At 39.0% G+C, this 15,161-nt stretch carries 12 protein-coding genes; 2 read left to right on the forward strand and 10 right to left on the reverse strand.

The features are described from left to right. A complete protein-coding gene (gene nhaD, locus L2567_RS06805; RefSeq protein WP_235296997.1) occupies positions 1–1,377 on the reverse strand; it encodes a sodium:proton antiporter NhaD in 1,377 nt (458 codons plus the stop codon). A gap of 274 nt (positions 1,378–1,651) precedes the next feature. Between nhaD and dusB the strand changes: the two genes are divergently transcribed. Further along, positions 1,652–2,644, forward strand: a complete 993-nt coding sequence (gene dusB / locus L2567_RS06810; RefSeq protein WP_406626663.1) for a tRNA dihydrouridine synthase DusB — start codon at positions 1,652–1,654, stop codon at positions 2,642–2,644. Beyond that, a complete protein-coding gene (locus L2567_RS06815; protein WP_235296999.1) occupies positions 2,641–4,059 on the forward strand; it encodes a CCA tRNA nucleotidyltransferase in 1,419 nt (472 codons plus the stop codon). The genes dusB and L2567_RS06815 overlap by 4 nt, the downstream gene beginning before the upstream one ends. Before the next feature lie 196 nt (positions 4,060–4,255). Here the strand turns inward: L2567_RS06815 and L2567_RS06820 are convergent, their stop codons facing one another. The 9 genes from L2567_RS06820 to L2567_RS06860 all read right to left on the reverse strand — a co-directional run bounded on the left by L2567_RS06820 (position 4,256) and on the right by L2567_RS06860 (position 14,967). Beyond that, positions 4,256–5,722: an arylsulfatase gene (locus L2567_RS06820; RefSeq protein WP_235297000.1), complete on the reverse strand. Its 1,467-nt coding sequence runs from the start codon at positions 5,720–5,722 to the stop codon at positions 4,256–4,258. A gap of 221 nt (positions 5,723–5,943) precedes the next feature. After that, complete coding sequence (locus L2567_RS06825; RefSeq protein ID WP_235297001.1) at positions 5,944–7,425, reverse strand: SLC13 family permease; 1,482 nt, start codon at positions 7,423–7,425, stop codon at positions 5,944–5,946. A gap of 13 nt (positions 7,426–7,438) precedes the next feature. After that, complete coding sequence (locus L2567_RS06830; protein ID WP_235297002.1) at positions 7,439–9,130, reverse strand: Na/Pi cotransporter family protein; 1,692 nt, start codon at positions 9,128–9,130, stop codon at positions 7,439–7,441. Positions 9,131–9,383: 253 nt separating this feature from the next. After that, entirely contained in the window at positions 9,384–10,400 is a 1,017-nt protein-coding gene (locus tag L2567_RS06835) for a hypothetical protein (protein WP_235297003.1), read from the reverse strand. 4 nt (positions 10,401–10,404) lie between these two features. Further along, positions 10,405–10,956, reverse strand: a complete 552-nt coding sequence (locus L2567_RS06840; protein ID WP_235297004.1) for a hypothetical protein — start codon at positions 10,954–10,956, stop codon at positions 10,405–10,407. A 31-nt stretch (positions 10,957–10,987) separates the two neighbouring features. Further along, positions 10,988–12,016 carry an NAD(P)H-dependent glycerol-3-phosphate dehydrogenase gene (locus L2567_RS06845; RefSeq protein WP_235297005.1) on the reverse strand — a complete coding sequence of 343 codons (1,029 nt, stop codon included), beginning with the start codon at positions 12,014–12,016 and terminating at the stop codon, positions 10,988–10,990. Positions 12,017–12,023: 7 nt separating this feature from the next. Continuing rightward, positions 12,024–12,614 carry a DUF6438 domain-containing protein gene (locus L2567_RS06850; RefSeq protein ID WP_235297006.1) on the reverse strand — a complete coding sequence of 197 codons (591 nt, stop codon included), beginning with the start codon at positions 12,612–12,614 and terminating at the stop codon, positions 12,024–12,026. 5 nt (positions 12,615–12,619) lie between these two features. Next, a complete protein-coding gene (yidC, locus tag L2567_RS06855) occupies positions 12,620–14,509 on the reverse strand; it encodes a membrane protein insertase YidC (protein ID WP_235297007.1) in 1,890 nt (629 codons plus the stop codon). A 140-nt stretch (positions 14,510–14,649) separates the two neighbouring features. Continuing rightward, entirely contained in the window at positions 14,650–14,967 is a 318-nt protein-coding gene (locus L2567_RS06860) for a gamma-glutamylcyclotransferase family protein (protein ID WP_235297008.1), read from the reverse strand. Positions 14,968–15,161: the final 194 nt, after the last annotated feature.

The raw sequence follows: 15,161 nt of genomic DNA on the forward strand, positions 1-15,161 counted from the left end.
TCAAGCTCCTAAAAGGCTGTATAATGCTAAAAATACGATTGCGCCGGCCAAAAATCCGACAGCTGCCAACCAGGCAATTTTCTTGACATACCAAATAAAGTCGATTTTTTCCATGCCCATGGCTGCAACGCCAGCTGCTGATCCAATGATTAACATCGATCCACCTGTTCCTGCAGCATACGCAATAAAATGCCATAGTTTAGAATCCATTGGTTGATCATACATTCCCATCGAAGCTGCAACTAATGGCACGTTATCAATGATTGCAGATCCTACTCCCAATAACATAATTACTATATCTTGATTAGGAATGGCGTTTTCTAACCTTTCTGCTAACCATCGCAAAGTACCCACACCGTCCAGAGCAAGGGTTTCTAAAGCACCTACCGCCATTAATATTCCGAGGAAAAACAGAATACTTGACATTTCGATTCTGGAAAGAGCCTTGTGTGCAGAATATAAATGCTTTCTTTCTTCATCAAAGTCTTCTTCAGGATGGATGTATTCCGATACAAGCCAAACGACTCCCATACTGAGCATCATTCCGATATAAGGAGGCAAATGAGTGAAAGTTTTGAAAAATGGAACGAACACAATTGATCCCAGACCTAAGAAAAGCATGGTTTTACTACTCAATAGACGGTTCGGTGGCTCATGATCGTCAGGGACTTCGATAGTGCCCTGAAATGGCTTCATAAAACTAGCTATTAAAAAGGGAATCACAAAGCAAACGATGGAAGGTATCACCAACCATTCAATCAACCCCATGGTACTGACCTTTTTACCAATCCACAACATCGTGGTAGTGACATCACCTATAGGTGACCAGGCCCCTCCGGCGTTAGCAGCAATGACAACCATAGATGCATACCAGATGCGTGTTTCTCTTTCATAAAAAAGCTTTCGCAGTAAGGTGACCAGAACAATGGTAGCAGTCAAGTTGTCAATGATGGCAGACAATATGAATGCAAGCACACCAATGATCCATAACAATTTCCTTTTATTTTTTGTTCTTACCCAACTTTTTAGAATATCAAATCCTCTGTGCAGGTCGATAATCTCAACGATAGTCATTGCACCGATCAAAAAGACCAGGATTTCAGCAGTTTTACCCAGATGGTGCAAGAGTCCATTGACGAAACCCTCCTCGTTCTCATAATACATTTCACTTGTGTGATCGGTAATATTCGCCAGGGTCCATAAGCTATCATGTGTATCAATAACTGTTAGTATGCCATTGTGAAATCCTACTGCAAGAAATGCCCAGCAGAGTGCGCCCATGATAAGTGCAGGGACAGTTTTATCAAGTCTTAACGGGTGCTCTAGGACAATGGTTATATAACCGAGTATAAAGCAAAGTACAATGGCTAGAAACATAGTTGGTTAATTTTACGGAAACTTAAAAATTTGTTGTACGATCTAAAAATTTTACGATCAAAACTTTTAATAATTTTAGATGATAAAGCTTGTAATATTTGGTTTCCGAAATTATGCTCGTAAAATAAAAATCTGAATATAGGAAATTGTGCAGAGTATTATGCAATGCAGGAAAATCAATTTTAAAATACAGTGATTTTGGAATTGGAACCTGGGAATCAACATTATGGTTTTAAAAAAATAGCAGTATTTTTGCGCCTTAAATAGAATGGCTTTGGTAAAAATAGGTAACACAAATCTTGGAGCATTCCCATTGTTACTTGCACCTATGGAAGATGTGAGTGATCCGCCTTTTAGAGCGCTCTGCAAAAAGCAGGGTTGCGATATGATGTACACAGAATTTATTTCTGTTGAGGGTTTAATCAGAGACGCCAGTAAAAGCGTGCAAAAACTGGATATTTATGACTACGAACGTCCAATCGGCATTCAGATCTTTGGAGCGGAGTTGGATTCAATGTCGAGAGCTGCTGAGATTGTGGAAGAGGCTCAACCAGAGGTTTTGGATATTAATTTTGGTTGTCCGGTGAAGAAAGTGGTGTGTAAAATGGCAGGAGCGGGCATCTTGCAGGATATTGATCGAATGGTAAAGCTTACAGATCACATTGTAAAAAGCACCCAACTTCCCGTCACGGTTAAAACCAGATTAGGCTGGGACGATAAAAGCAAACACATCGAAGAAGTAGCTGAACGATTGCAGGATGTAGGGATTAAAGCACTTTCCATTCATGGACGCACCAGAAAGCAAATGTATAAGGGTGAAGCAGATTGGACCCTGATTGGAAAAATTAAAGAGAATCCTAGAATTCATATCCCTATATTCGGAAATGGAGATATAGATTCGGGACCTAAAGCCAAAGCTTACAAAAATAAATATGGTGTAGATGGCATTATGATTGGCCGTGCCAGTATAGGTTATCCGTGGATATTCAGAGAGATCAAACATTTTTTGGAGACTGGTGAAGAGTTGGCGCCGCCGACCATAGATGAGCGAGTAGATGCTGCCAGGGAGCATCTGGAAAAATCACTGGAATGGAAAGGAGATGTCCTTGGAATAGTGGAAATGAGAAGGCACTATACCAATTACTTTCGAGGTTATCCTCACATCAAACCTTATCGTACGGTGCTGGTGACCTCTCATGACCAAAATGAACTTTTTGATACCTTAGAAACCATTAGAGAAAGATATTCAGATACTATACTAGTATGATTTTCAGGATAAAGAAATATGAGCGAAAAATTTTTGAACTCATTAGTGACTGTGCCAGAGAATTGGACTATCCAACTTATGTAGTGGGAGGCTACGTAAGAGATAGACTGTTAGGTCGACCTTCTAAAGATATGGATATAGTCTGTGTGGGAAGTGGAATCAAGCTCGCTCAAAAACTTTCCGAAAAATTAAGACCTATTCCGAGGTTAGTAGTCTATCAAAGATTCGGTACAGCGATGATTAAACATCAGGATCTAGAGATTGAGTTTGTCGGGGCAAGAAAAGAGTCATATCGGGCAGATTCCAGAAAGCCAGCAGTTGAAAGCGGTAGTCTGGAAGACGATCAGAACCGAAGAGATTTTACCATAAATGCTTTAGCAGTCAGTTTAAACGATCATGACTTTGGTTGTCTGATTGACCCTTTTGACGGATTAATTGATCTGGAAAGGAAAATCATTAGAACACCACTTGAGCCTGGAAGAACTTTTAGTGATGATCCACTTCGCATGTTGAGAGCCATAAGGTTTGCTACTCAGTTAGACTTCGAAATTACGAGCAAAACATACCGGGCGATCAGCGAATGCAAATCCAGAATTACCATTATTTCCAAGGAAAGGATTTCAACTGAACTGAATAAGATCATCCTTTGTGAGCAGCCTTCAAGAGGATTTAAGATGTTAGAAGAAACAGGACTACTTCCATTTTTCTTTCCGGAAATGCAAGCTTTAAAGGGGGTAGAGATCAAGAATGGAATCGGTCACAAGGATAATTTTTATCATACATTAGAAGTGCTCGATAATATTAGTGAACATACCGACAATCTTTGGTTGAGGTGGGCTGCCATTTTACATGATATTGCCAAACCAGCGACCAAAAGGTTTAATGATCAACAAGGATGGACATTTCATGGTCATGAAGTGGTGGGAACCAGATTAGTAGAAAAAATTTTCAAGAGATTGAGACTGCCATTAGATCACAAAATGAAGTATGTGCAAAAGTTGGTGCGCTTGCATCTCCGTCCAATAGCTCTGACCAAAAAAGAAATTTCTGACTCTGCTGTTCGTCGATTGTTGTTTGATGCCGGTGATGATATAGACGATCTAATGACTTTGTGCCGTGCTGATATAACCTCAAAGAATGAAAAGAAGGTAGAGCGTTATCTACAGAATTATGATAAGGTGGTAGAAAAGCTCAAAGAAGTAGAAGAAAAAGATCATTTGCGAAATTGGGAACCTCCAATTTCAGGAGAGGTCATTATGAATTATTTTAACATCAAGCCTTCGAGGCAAGTGGGAGAAATTAAGACTGCAATTAGAGAAGCGATCTTGGAAGGAGAGATTCCAAACGAATATGATCGTGCATTCGAGTTTATGAAGGAAATTGGTCAACAAATTGGTGTCACTACCGAGTCCTGACGACAGAAATCAATCATGTAATTTTTGGAATGATGCCGGGCTTGACCCCATTTGCTTTTTGAAAATTCGAGTAAAGTAATATTGATCATTCTATCCTAGTTTATGGGCCACCACTTTAATTCTCATGGATTTATTGGTTAAGCACTTCATGGCTTACTGCATCCTTCTGTTGCGCGAGTAAAGATATTTGAATGTTTTAAAGACTTTCAAAAGTAAACACCTCGCTGGGTTTTCTGGCATTGTCTATTATTGAGATCATCTCTTTGGTTATTTCCGGGTATTCATCAGCTAGATTATTGGTTTCACCAATATCCGTTTCCAGGTTATAAAGTTCAGGTTTCCGATTCGGAGATTCGAAGACATTATATCTCACGGCCTTCCATTTGCCTTTCCTGGCAGCTGCTCGGCCTCCCTTCTCATGAAATTCCCAGTATAAGTACTCATGTTCAATTTGATCTTCAGTTTTGCCCAAGATAGTGGGTAGAAATGTGATACCATTCATTTCATGTTTTGGTGTCATACCCAATAAATCATTCATGGTAGGATATACATCCCAAAATGCACTAATGTGATCAGTTTGAGTATTGGGTTCAATTTTTCCTTTCCACTTTACAATCATCGGTACTCTGATTCCACCCTCGTACAAATCCCGTTTATAGCCTTTCAAAGGTCCATTGCTATCAAAATAATCTGGATCAGCACCACCTTCTACATGCGGTCCATTGTCTGAGGTAAAAATGATCAAGGTATTTTCTTCTAATCCAAGAGCTTTCACTTTCTCTACGATTTCTCCAACCTGGCGATCCAGGACCTCGATCATCGCAACGAAAGCTGCATGTGGGTAAGATTGAGATTCATAAGGTCCTTGTCGGTACTTTTCACCTTCATCATAGCCATTGTAGGGTTTTTCTGGCTCAAATTGACCAACATATTTCCCCATTATTGAATCAGGTGCAATCAATTCTGCATGTGGTATGATGCTGGGTACATAAAGAAAGAAGGGATTTGTTTTGTTATCTTCGATGAATTGCAAAGTCTTTTGATGGATTAAATCAGGAGCATAGCTTTCTTTTTCTTTGCCGCTGTTTTCATCAAGCATTACCATTTGTTGATCGGACCAAAGGTGGCGAGGGTAGTAGTGATGACCCAGTCGCTGGCAATTATAACCGTAAAAAGTATCAAATCCTTGGTTGTTAGGATCTCCTGGTGATCCTGGGAAACCGAGGCCCCACTTACCAAAAGCTCCGGTTTTGTAACCAGCTTCCTTGAACATTTCAGCCATCGTGAATATGCTGTCGGGCAGCGGATGTTGACCCTCGGGTCTAACCTCTTTGTTTCCCCTGATATAAGTGAATCCGGTGTGTTGACCTGTGAGTAGTGTGGATCTGGAGGGGGCGCAAACAGTGCTTCCAGAGTAGTGAGAGGTAAATTTCATGCCTTCTCTGGCTAGACGATCGATATTTGGAGTACTGAATTTCTTTTGCCCATAACAGCTTAAATCGCCGTATCCCAAATCGTCTGCCAGGATGTATATGATATTAGGGGTAGCTTTTTTTTCGGATTCATATACATTTTTAGTGGATGTGTTATCACTACAACTAACCACTCCAAGGAAAAGGAAAATGATGAGATGAAAGGTAGAGGGCAAAAAGTGGTTGGACATTATTTTGTCTTGAATGATGAATTCTGACCTAAAAGGACAGATAAAATTGATCACGTCTAAAAGTATGAAATATCTTTTTTTAAATAGAGTGAAAATAGATGATTGTTGTTTTTGTAACTTTTGTAATGATTTTCTATAAGTGCCAAAGCAGTGGAGCCGCAAGTTATCTAATGAAGTTTTGTCATGCTTGAAAAATAAAGTTAAAAGCCGGTGACATTAACTTACCTCGAAATCTTAAATTGCTCCGGAAAAACATAAGGATCAAACCCCCATAGGTGATGTAAAGCAAAATAAATAACGACTGTAATAATTAATATTGATATCACATTCATCACAATTCCCACTTTAACCATATCGATGATCTTTAAATAACCTGATCCGAAGACGACGGCATTAGGAGGTGTTGCCACAGGCAACATAAATGCACACGAGGCAGCCAAAGTCGTTCCAATCATCAATAAATAGGGATGCACATTGAGTCCAAGTGCCAACGGCGCTAATATGGGTAACATCATAGCAGTAGTGGCGAGATTAGAAGTGATTTCGGTCAGAAAATTAATGGCCGCTATCAATATAAGCAGTAATACAATGTTCGACACACCTTCTAATAAAGTGAGTTGATTGCCTATCCACTCCGCCAAACCTGTATCCTTGAATCCTGTCGCAATAGCCAAGCCACCACCAAATAACAATAATATGCCCCAAGGTATTCTAACCGCTTCCTCCCATGTCAATAAAGGACGGCCCTTTTCTTTTGAGGCCGGAATGATAAAGAGTGCCACCGCTGCCGCAATCGCAATGATGGTATCATCGGTTCCCGGAAGTAATTTTTCGATCAAAAATGATCTGGATATCCAGGCAAATGCCGTTAATGCAAATACTACTAAGACTAATTTCTCTTCGTAACTAATCTTTCCAAGTAATGCTAACTGTTGCTTTATCTCCTGCCGACCACCTGGAAATTCCTTCTGTCTAATGTTAAAAGCGAAATTGGTCAGATATTTCCAGCAAATCAGTAATAATACCATCGAAGTAGGCAGACCAAGCACGATCCATTGCGTAAATGTTATTTCCACGTTATATAAACTATCCAGTATCCCGGCGAGCACGAGATTTGGTGGAGTGCCAATCAAAGTAGCTATGCCACCGATCGATGCACTGTAAGCAATGGCCAACATCAACATTTTCCCGAAAATTAGATTTTCATTTTCATCTGTTTTTGGATTATCGCTTAATTGATATACAATGGCCAATGCGATAGGAAGCATCATAATCGAGGTCGCTGTATTGGATATCCACATTGACAAGAATGCAGTTGCTATCATAAAGCCCAAAACAATGCGATTCACATTAGTCCCTACGATATTAATCACAGTAAGTGCTATCCTGCGATGCAAATCCCATTTTTCAATGGCAATAGCAAGTATAAAGCCACCTATATATAAAAAGACATATCGGTGTCCATAGCTTGAAGTGGTTTCGCCAATGTCTAATCCTCCTGTCAACGGAAACAATACAATAGGCAAAAGGGATGTCGCGGCAATTGGAATAGCTTCAGTGATCCACCAGATGGCAATCCAGGCAGTACCAGCTAACACAGCAACAGCACGCTGGCTGAGTTGAGCAGATGAAACAAAAAGTAAAATGATCAGAAAAGCCAATGGTCCCAGAATCAACCCAATCTTTTTGCCAATTGAACTCATAGAGCAATAATACTTAAACTTCTCCTATTATGGCCTCATTGACACTTATAATATGGTCCCCGATTTTTTCCAGAGAATTGAAGATATTGTTATAAATCATGGCTGATTCGACACTATAACCTTCACTACCCAACATCGACTGATTCTCCTTACGCAGATTATTCCGATGTCTGTTGATCTCTTTTTCGATCGCCTCAGCTCTTGAAATATCCACCTTGTCGTAGTGACTTTCATTGAGATTGCGATTCATTTCTTTAAAAGCCTTGTCAATTAAGACAAACATTTCATTTAGCCCATTTCGCTGCTCTGGTAAAAAGTAGTTTCGGTTTTCATTTTTTTGCTCTATGGTCTTTGAAATCTGATAAAATAAATCGCCAATACTTTCTAATTCATTACAGATGTTCAAAATACTACGAAGTTTTGTACTGGTCCGAGGGGTAATTTCCTGATTGGAGAGTTTCGTGATATATTCTGTAATTTCTATTTCAAGCTTATCAGTAATTTTTTCATACTTGCTCAGCTTTTTATATTTCTTTTTTTGAAGTTTGGCGTCTGTTGTATTGATCAATTCTTTAGCAAAGATGGACATTCGCGAAGTAATTTCTCCAAAATGCGCAGTCTCTTTTTGCAACTCCACTGTAGCCAATTCCGGTGTCCTGATTCCAGCTCCAATAAATTTTAAACGATACTCATCTACATCACCTTCTTTGTCTGGAACGCTCCATCTGGCCGCTTTCACAAGAAAATTGACAAAGCCTATCATGATCAGAACGTTCATCAAATTAAAAGCGGTATGGAAAGCAGATAATCCTATGGGCATATCTGTTGTGTCTAAGTATGGATCACTGATACCTAGAAAAGATTGCGCCAGATTAGACAATATAGGTAAGAAGTAGGGTAGCAAAATAACCATCCATGTAACTCCAATTATGTTAAACATGGAATGAATTCTGGCTGATCTTTTGGCATTTGTATTACCGACCAGTGAAGCCACTTCCGCAGTGATGGTCGTTCCAATATTTTCTCCGAGAATCATAGCAGCAGCTACCTCAAATGGAATCCAGCCTTGTGCACACATCGTCAGTGTGATCGCCATAGCTGCACTAGAAGATTGTACGATGATGGTAATCAGTGTTCCAATAAACACGAAAAAGATCCTCGAAAAAATACCCCAATTGGTGAAATTGGCCAGAAAATCCAATACCTCCGGATTTCCTCTGAGATTCGGAACGGCACTTTTAAGATAATTTAAACCAAGGAATAAGATAGCAAATCCGATAATGAATTCTCCCCAATACTTAAACTTTGATCGATTGCTAAATAGCATGGGAACCCCGACTGCAAATAGTGGTATAGAATAGGCACTTAAGTTGATTTTGAATCCCAGAACAGATACAATCCAACCGGTTATGGTCGTTCCAATATTGGCACCCATCATGATACCAGCAGATTCAACCAGTGTAAGTAGGCCTGCGTTAACGAATGAGACGGTCATTACGGTAGTTGCAGAAGAGGATTGAACCAAGGCCGTAGTAATAAATCCTGTACCGACCCCAAAGAATCGGTTCTTTGTCATGGTCCTTAAAATATTTCGCAACTGGGAACCGGCAGCTCTTTGAATGCCGTCACTCATCATCTTCATGCCATATATGAAAAAGCATAAAGCACCTAAAACTTGAATAACATCCCAAAATCCGAAACTCATATGAACATCTTATTCTTATCCATCTAATTCCTTAAATCTCTATCGATCAAGGCTAACCATAGTTTATTTCAAAGAAAGCGAGCGCAAATGTATTCTTTCTAATGTTAAATCAATATTAAGAATTATTCCACTCAGAGGATTTTAAATCAATGGCTTAAATCTTCCGCATCATATTTTTTTTGAAACTTATACATAAAAAAACTGCTGAACAAATTGATTGAACAGCAGTTTGAAATTTCGTTAATATCTTAAGCTAGTCGAAAAGGCCCTCATAATCTGAATTCGTGCTATTCGTCCGGTACTGCTCTTCTGGAACACCTAAATCCAACACATCGTCATCCAAGGTCTCTGTTCCTCCCATTAGTAATAATGAACTTTGTTTTTCATATTCTTCTAGCATTTTCAGTCCTTGCTCTTCAAAAACACCATTTTGTAGATCTACAGAGTCCATGAAACTTGATGACATTTCCATAAATCTTTCCATTTCACCCACTTTATTCGCAACATCATCTGCGATATGTTCCATCGCCTGATCAAACATGGCTCTCTTATCGCTATTTCCGGCAATGATATTCATGGCCGATTTCATCGCTCCATGAGAAGCTCTGATGGCCTTTCTCTCTTGCTCCTTCATCTTGACCTGATCTTTGGTATCTTCTAAAAGTATCTCGGAATTAGCATACATTTTCGTGAGTACCCGATGTAAGATGGTCATCTTGGAGTGTAAAGCTGCATACTTTTGATTGGACTCTTTTAGCCTTGCCGCCTTTCTGGCCGCCAAGGTTAATTGCTGTTGATTTCCAACCTCCTTGGCTTTTCGAGCCAACGCCATGTTTTGATCAATTTCTTTAGAATTGTCCTGCATCAGCGTTTTTATTTTTCTCATCTGTCCTCTTAAAGCCCCAATCTGCTTGCTCATTTTGGAAAGATTATCCTGAAGGTCATCTACGTAGTTTTTGAGAATACCTATCGGATCGATGGTAACAAAGATACCGGTGATTTTACGCATAATGCTTTTATACATGTAACTTACTAGCGCTCTCATTTTGGGATCCAGCGCCATGTATATGATGGCACCCAAAACCAATAAAGTCACGACCAAACCTAAAACGGTTTGCACAAAGGCAAGTATAGCGGCAAGATTGGTCGCTACTATAAAGCCGATTCCTGCAACAGCGGCAATTAAAAATAGTGCTCCTGTTACTCCTTCCGGCTTCTTCCAGAATGATTTGGGCTTTCCTGCATTTTCAAATGGATTTGTTGTAGCCATATTATTATAATAAGTTGTTTATTGAATCAATGTCGCTCTTCAAGACTCCTTCAAAGTGATCATATGAAGTCACGAAATTATTTTTGATCGTCTCTATTTTTTGCTTTTCCTTTTCAATGGCAGCATCTGTACCTTGAATTTTCTTTTTATAGATGGCTATTTCCTTTTCCATCTGTTTCATCTTCTCCTCGTACTCGTTGATTTTATTTCGTAAAACCTCTGCCTCTTCTAATTTCCCTGATATTTTTTCACTGCGTTGATTTTTAAGTGCATCAGCGAAATGCTCTCTTTCTTTTCTCAGCACATTCACATAATGAGTGGCTGTTTTTAAAAGTTTTTCCTTTGTCAGGCCAATGGTCTGTGCTGTTGCGAATGCAGACTTATAACTGGTGTCAATATCCATATTTAGATCCTGCATCGATTTGACCGAGTGCATGAATTTTAGATAATCGAACTCTTTAATGGCGTTATTTTTAATGGCACGGAGTAGTGCATCTACGAACTTTTTATCCAACTCACCATTCGTTTCAAATATCTTGTTTAAGTCAATGTTCATTTAACAAATATAATTAATCAAAATAAAGTTTCTACAAAAAATCAACATCCGGAGCGAAGGGGTAACGCATCAAATGTGAGATGGCTTTATCGATGTCCAGATGTTCAAAAACAATCTCATATATCAGTTCCAATATTGGAGCATGTAATTTGTATTTCTTAAGTATATATTTCATGATCTGCAGTGTCCGAACCCCTTCAGCCACTTCTTCTTCTGTTTTTTCAATTTCTTCTACAGTGTCTCCCGCTGCCAATCTTCTACCGAAGTTGTAATTCCTGGAATTTTCACTTGTCGCTGTCGCAATTAAATCGCCTAACCCCGCAGTTCCCAGAAAAGCTTTGCCTTCAGCTCCAAGAGCTATACCCACATGAATGATTTCTCTTAATCCCCGGGTAATTAATAGCGCCTGCATGTTTTTACCCAACTCACGACCTCCCAGGATACCAGAGCCAATAGCAATGATGTTTTTAAATGCACCAGCTAATTCCGCTGCAAAGATCTGATGCGAGCCGAAAACAAAAAACCTTGCACTTGCAAGCGCGATCTGTCCTTGTTCAATGACTTCCTGAAACTCACTCGCAATTACGGCGGCAGTAGGGTAGGACATGTTAATCTCTTTGCTCAAATTTGGTCCGGAAATACATCCTACTCTCAGTGTGCTGCATTCTTCTGTGATCACCTGACTCATTGTTCTTATAGGACTTCCATTTAACTGCTCAGTTCCATCCTTTTCAGATTCTACAATGTCTAGTCCCTTTGTTGCATGTATGATTAAATGCAAAGGACTGATATAAGGTGCAATCTGTTTGATTACAGTCCTGAATGAAGCTGCCGGTATGACCGGAAAAATCAGATTACACTTGTCAGCAAGCTCTTTCAGATCACCCGTTGCACTTACTCTTTCTGAAAACATAATTCCCTTATGTGGACCGCCAGCGTTGATAGCGTCTATTTCAGATTGATTTCTAGAATAGATCAAAACGTCTTTGTTCTCTGAAATTAGGGAAGCAATTGTACTACCAAAACTTCCTGCACCTATAACTCCGACGGGTCTATCCATGGTGTTCTTATATTTGAACCCAACTTAGTTCTTTGACCAGTTGTTCTAAGTATTCTTGAACATTCTTAAGTGATTCAGGCTCACCGTAGCTGATAACCGTTGAAAATTTGATTTCACCATCAGAAATCACCAAATTGGTTCTTGCAACATCCTTAATCATATCTACGGAACCAGGGTAACGGCTATACATCTTTACAAGATTCACTTCACTGATCAGTTGTCTTGCCTTCTCTATTTGCGCTTCATTAAGTTCACTTTCGTATATACCTTTCGGTTCTGTAAAATTAATGCCGTCATATTTTACTTTGCCATTGTTATAGATGGTAATACTATATACAGGGCATTGTCCCAGGCATGGTCCTTTTCGCATATGCACCATGGTATCTCTTGCCAATCTTTCAGAATACTTTTGGTTTTCTGATTTAAGACTTTCATTGTAATCGGCTACCAAATTGTTATATGAGCTGTTGACATGCTCTATGTGGACTTTCTTAATCCCATATTCGTATGAATTCATTAGATCTTTTACAGACCTTGAAGTACCACATGAGGTAAGCAAAATCCCTGAAACCAATATGACCAAAATTCTCGAAATCATATGTTTTACTTTTTTTTACTTTTCTTTCTCTGTTCCTGAATGGCTTGAGACTGCTTCATAGCCTCTTGCATTCTTTGCTGAAATTTACCTACTTTTTTGGGTTTATCTTTGTTCTGCATCACTTCAGCCCTAATTTTATCATCATCAAAAACGAAATTTTTCGTGATCACAGTTTGTCCCACATTGAATAAGTTGCTAAAAAACATATAACATGTTAATCCGGAAGCATAATTGTTGAAGAAAAACAAGAACATTAGCGGCATGAAATATTGTACATACTTCATTGCCGGATTGGCACTCATATCCATGTGCTTCGTATTGTAGTAAGTATATGCCACCGTACTTACTGCCCACAATAAAGTGAATAAACTGATGTGTGCACCATAAGCAGGAATATGAAATGGTAAGTAGGCAATGACATCATACGACGAAAGATCGTTGGCCCATAGAAAACTTTCCTGGCGGAAGTCAATGGATGCCGGGAAAAATCGGAACAATGCATACCATATCGGAATCTGAATGATCATTGGCATACAGCCCCCTAATGGACTGACTCCATATTCTCGATAGAGCTTCATATTTTCCATCTGGGCCGCCTGAGGGTCATCCTTGTGCTTGTCTTTGATCTTATTGATTTCCGGCTTTAATGCACCCATTTTGGCCTGTGACTTTAACATTTTATAGTTCAAAGGATAAAGGATCATCTTAATCAGAAAAATCATGATGATAATGGCGATACCTTTGTTGCCAATGATATTGTCCAGGAAATTGAAGAAGGGTCTAATAACCCATCTGTTAATAGAGCCAAAAATACTACGACCGAATGGAATGACCTCTTCTAAACCCACCTCATATGACCTTAGTGTTTCAAAATCATTGGGGCCCAAATAAAGTGACATATCGAAATTAAAGGCGGCACTGCCGTCATAAGCAATTTCAACATTGGAAGTTAAGAGTTTCAAATCCTCTTCTTCCTCCTCTAACATTTCTGTTTCGAAAACTCCTCCACTAAAGGGTTCCGTTTTCGCAATCAAAGAAGTATTGAAAAACTGATTAACATTAGCGACCCATCGAAGAGGTTCTCCTTCCAGATCTTCTTCATCATCTTTACGACAATTACAATAATCAGAGTCTTCATCAACTTCCTTAAAATAAATGGTGGAATAAAATTTTTCAAATTGATCATTTTGCTCCAATTTATCCAGGTAGTTTACCCAGTTAAGGTTGATTTCATTATTGCCGGAAGCTATCATCCGGTCCATGCCAACTAATGAAATGGAGTAATCCAGATCATATTTACCTGGCTCGATGGTGTACTTCTGTTCAAAGTACGCTCCTTCTCCTGCCGGTGCCCGAAAAGTAATGGTATTACCGTTCTTAGTACCTGCATATGAAAGCTCATCCGTTCTGATGATTTCTCCAGGGACACCGGAAATAGGAAGCTCATATCTAAATTTATTCTTGTTATCCTTTAAAAGATAGAGCGGAATCTGCTTATCTGTATTGTCTTCCTGCAAGACCAATTTGTAGTGTTCTTTAAGCAAAACATCCTTCACAAATCCGCCCTTATTACTGAAGTTGACTTTTATTAGATCATTTTCGAGTGTATAGATTTCTTCTTCTCCACCTATGGCTTGAGCAAAAGGACCGTATTGGTATGCCAATTTTGCATTTTGAAGGGAATCATTTTCTTTTTGAACAATAGGTGCAGTTTCTACTGAATTATCTTCGATTTTAGCAGGCTCGCTTTCTATGACAGGTGCATTGGCCATGGCGATAGAATCCTTGATTCTTTGTTGCTCTTCGATTTCAACTCTGCTTCTGTTGTTCATGACAGACCAGGCATAGAATAGACCGAAAATTAAAAGCAAGCCTAATAATTGTCTTTTATCCATTGAATATATTCATTAAAATAAGCCGCAAAGGTAACATTTTGTTTTTGCTGTTCGTACAAGTAAATTAATTATAATTTGAAATCGTTCCGCTGCAAGGTTTTAATCTACAAACTACACCGATGTGTGGACAGACATATCAATTAATGAAGCAGACGAACATCTCCTGTGAAAAGATAAGTTTCGATATCCATTCCATCCTGAGTGAGAATTATTCGATCATACTCATCTCCTTCATATTCATCTAGTCTGTAGATATCATCTTCCTCAACATTGGCATACAAAATACCTTCCACAAAAGAATCGGGGTGAACAATTATTCCGGGATAGGGCCGGTCTTTAATGCGTTTTTTGACATAACCCTTTAATACAAATGATGTAGAATGATAGGTTTTGGTGGTAAAATAGCTCCAGGTTTCAGCATCCATAAGTGTTCCATATACAAAGAGATTTACTGGCATTCTAAAGTATTATTGTGAGATGATGAAAGAATTGGTAAAGTAACAATACTACACCTTAACGATATCAAAAAAAAAGGCTTAAGTTCGATTTCACAATATATCTGTAAGTATTCTACTGATTTAAGATTGGCATACTACCACTATGGATTGTAGTAAATAAAGCTACTTAGAACGGTTGCCACAAAAGGTAAAGC

This window comes from Portibacter marinus (assembly GCF_021533195.1).
Classification (GTDB): domain Bacteria; phylum Bacteroidota; class Bacteroidia; order Chitinophagales; family Saprospiraceae; genus Portibacter; species Portibacter marinus.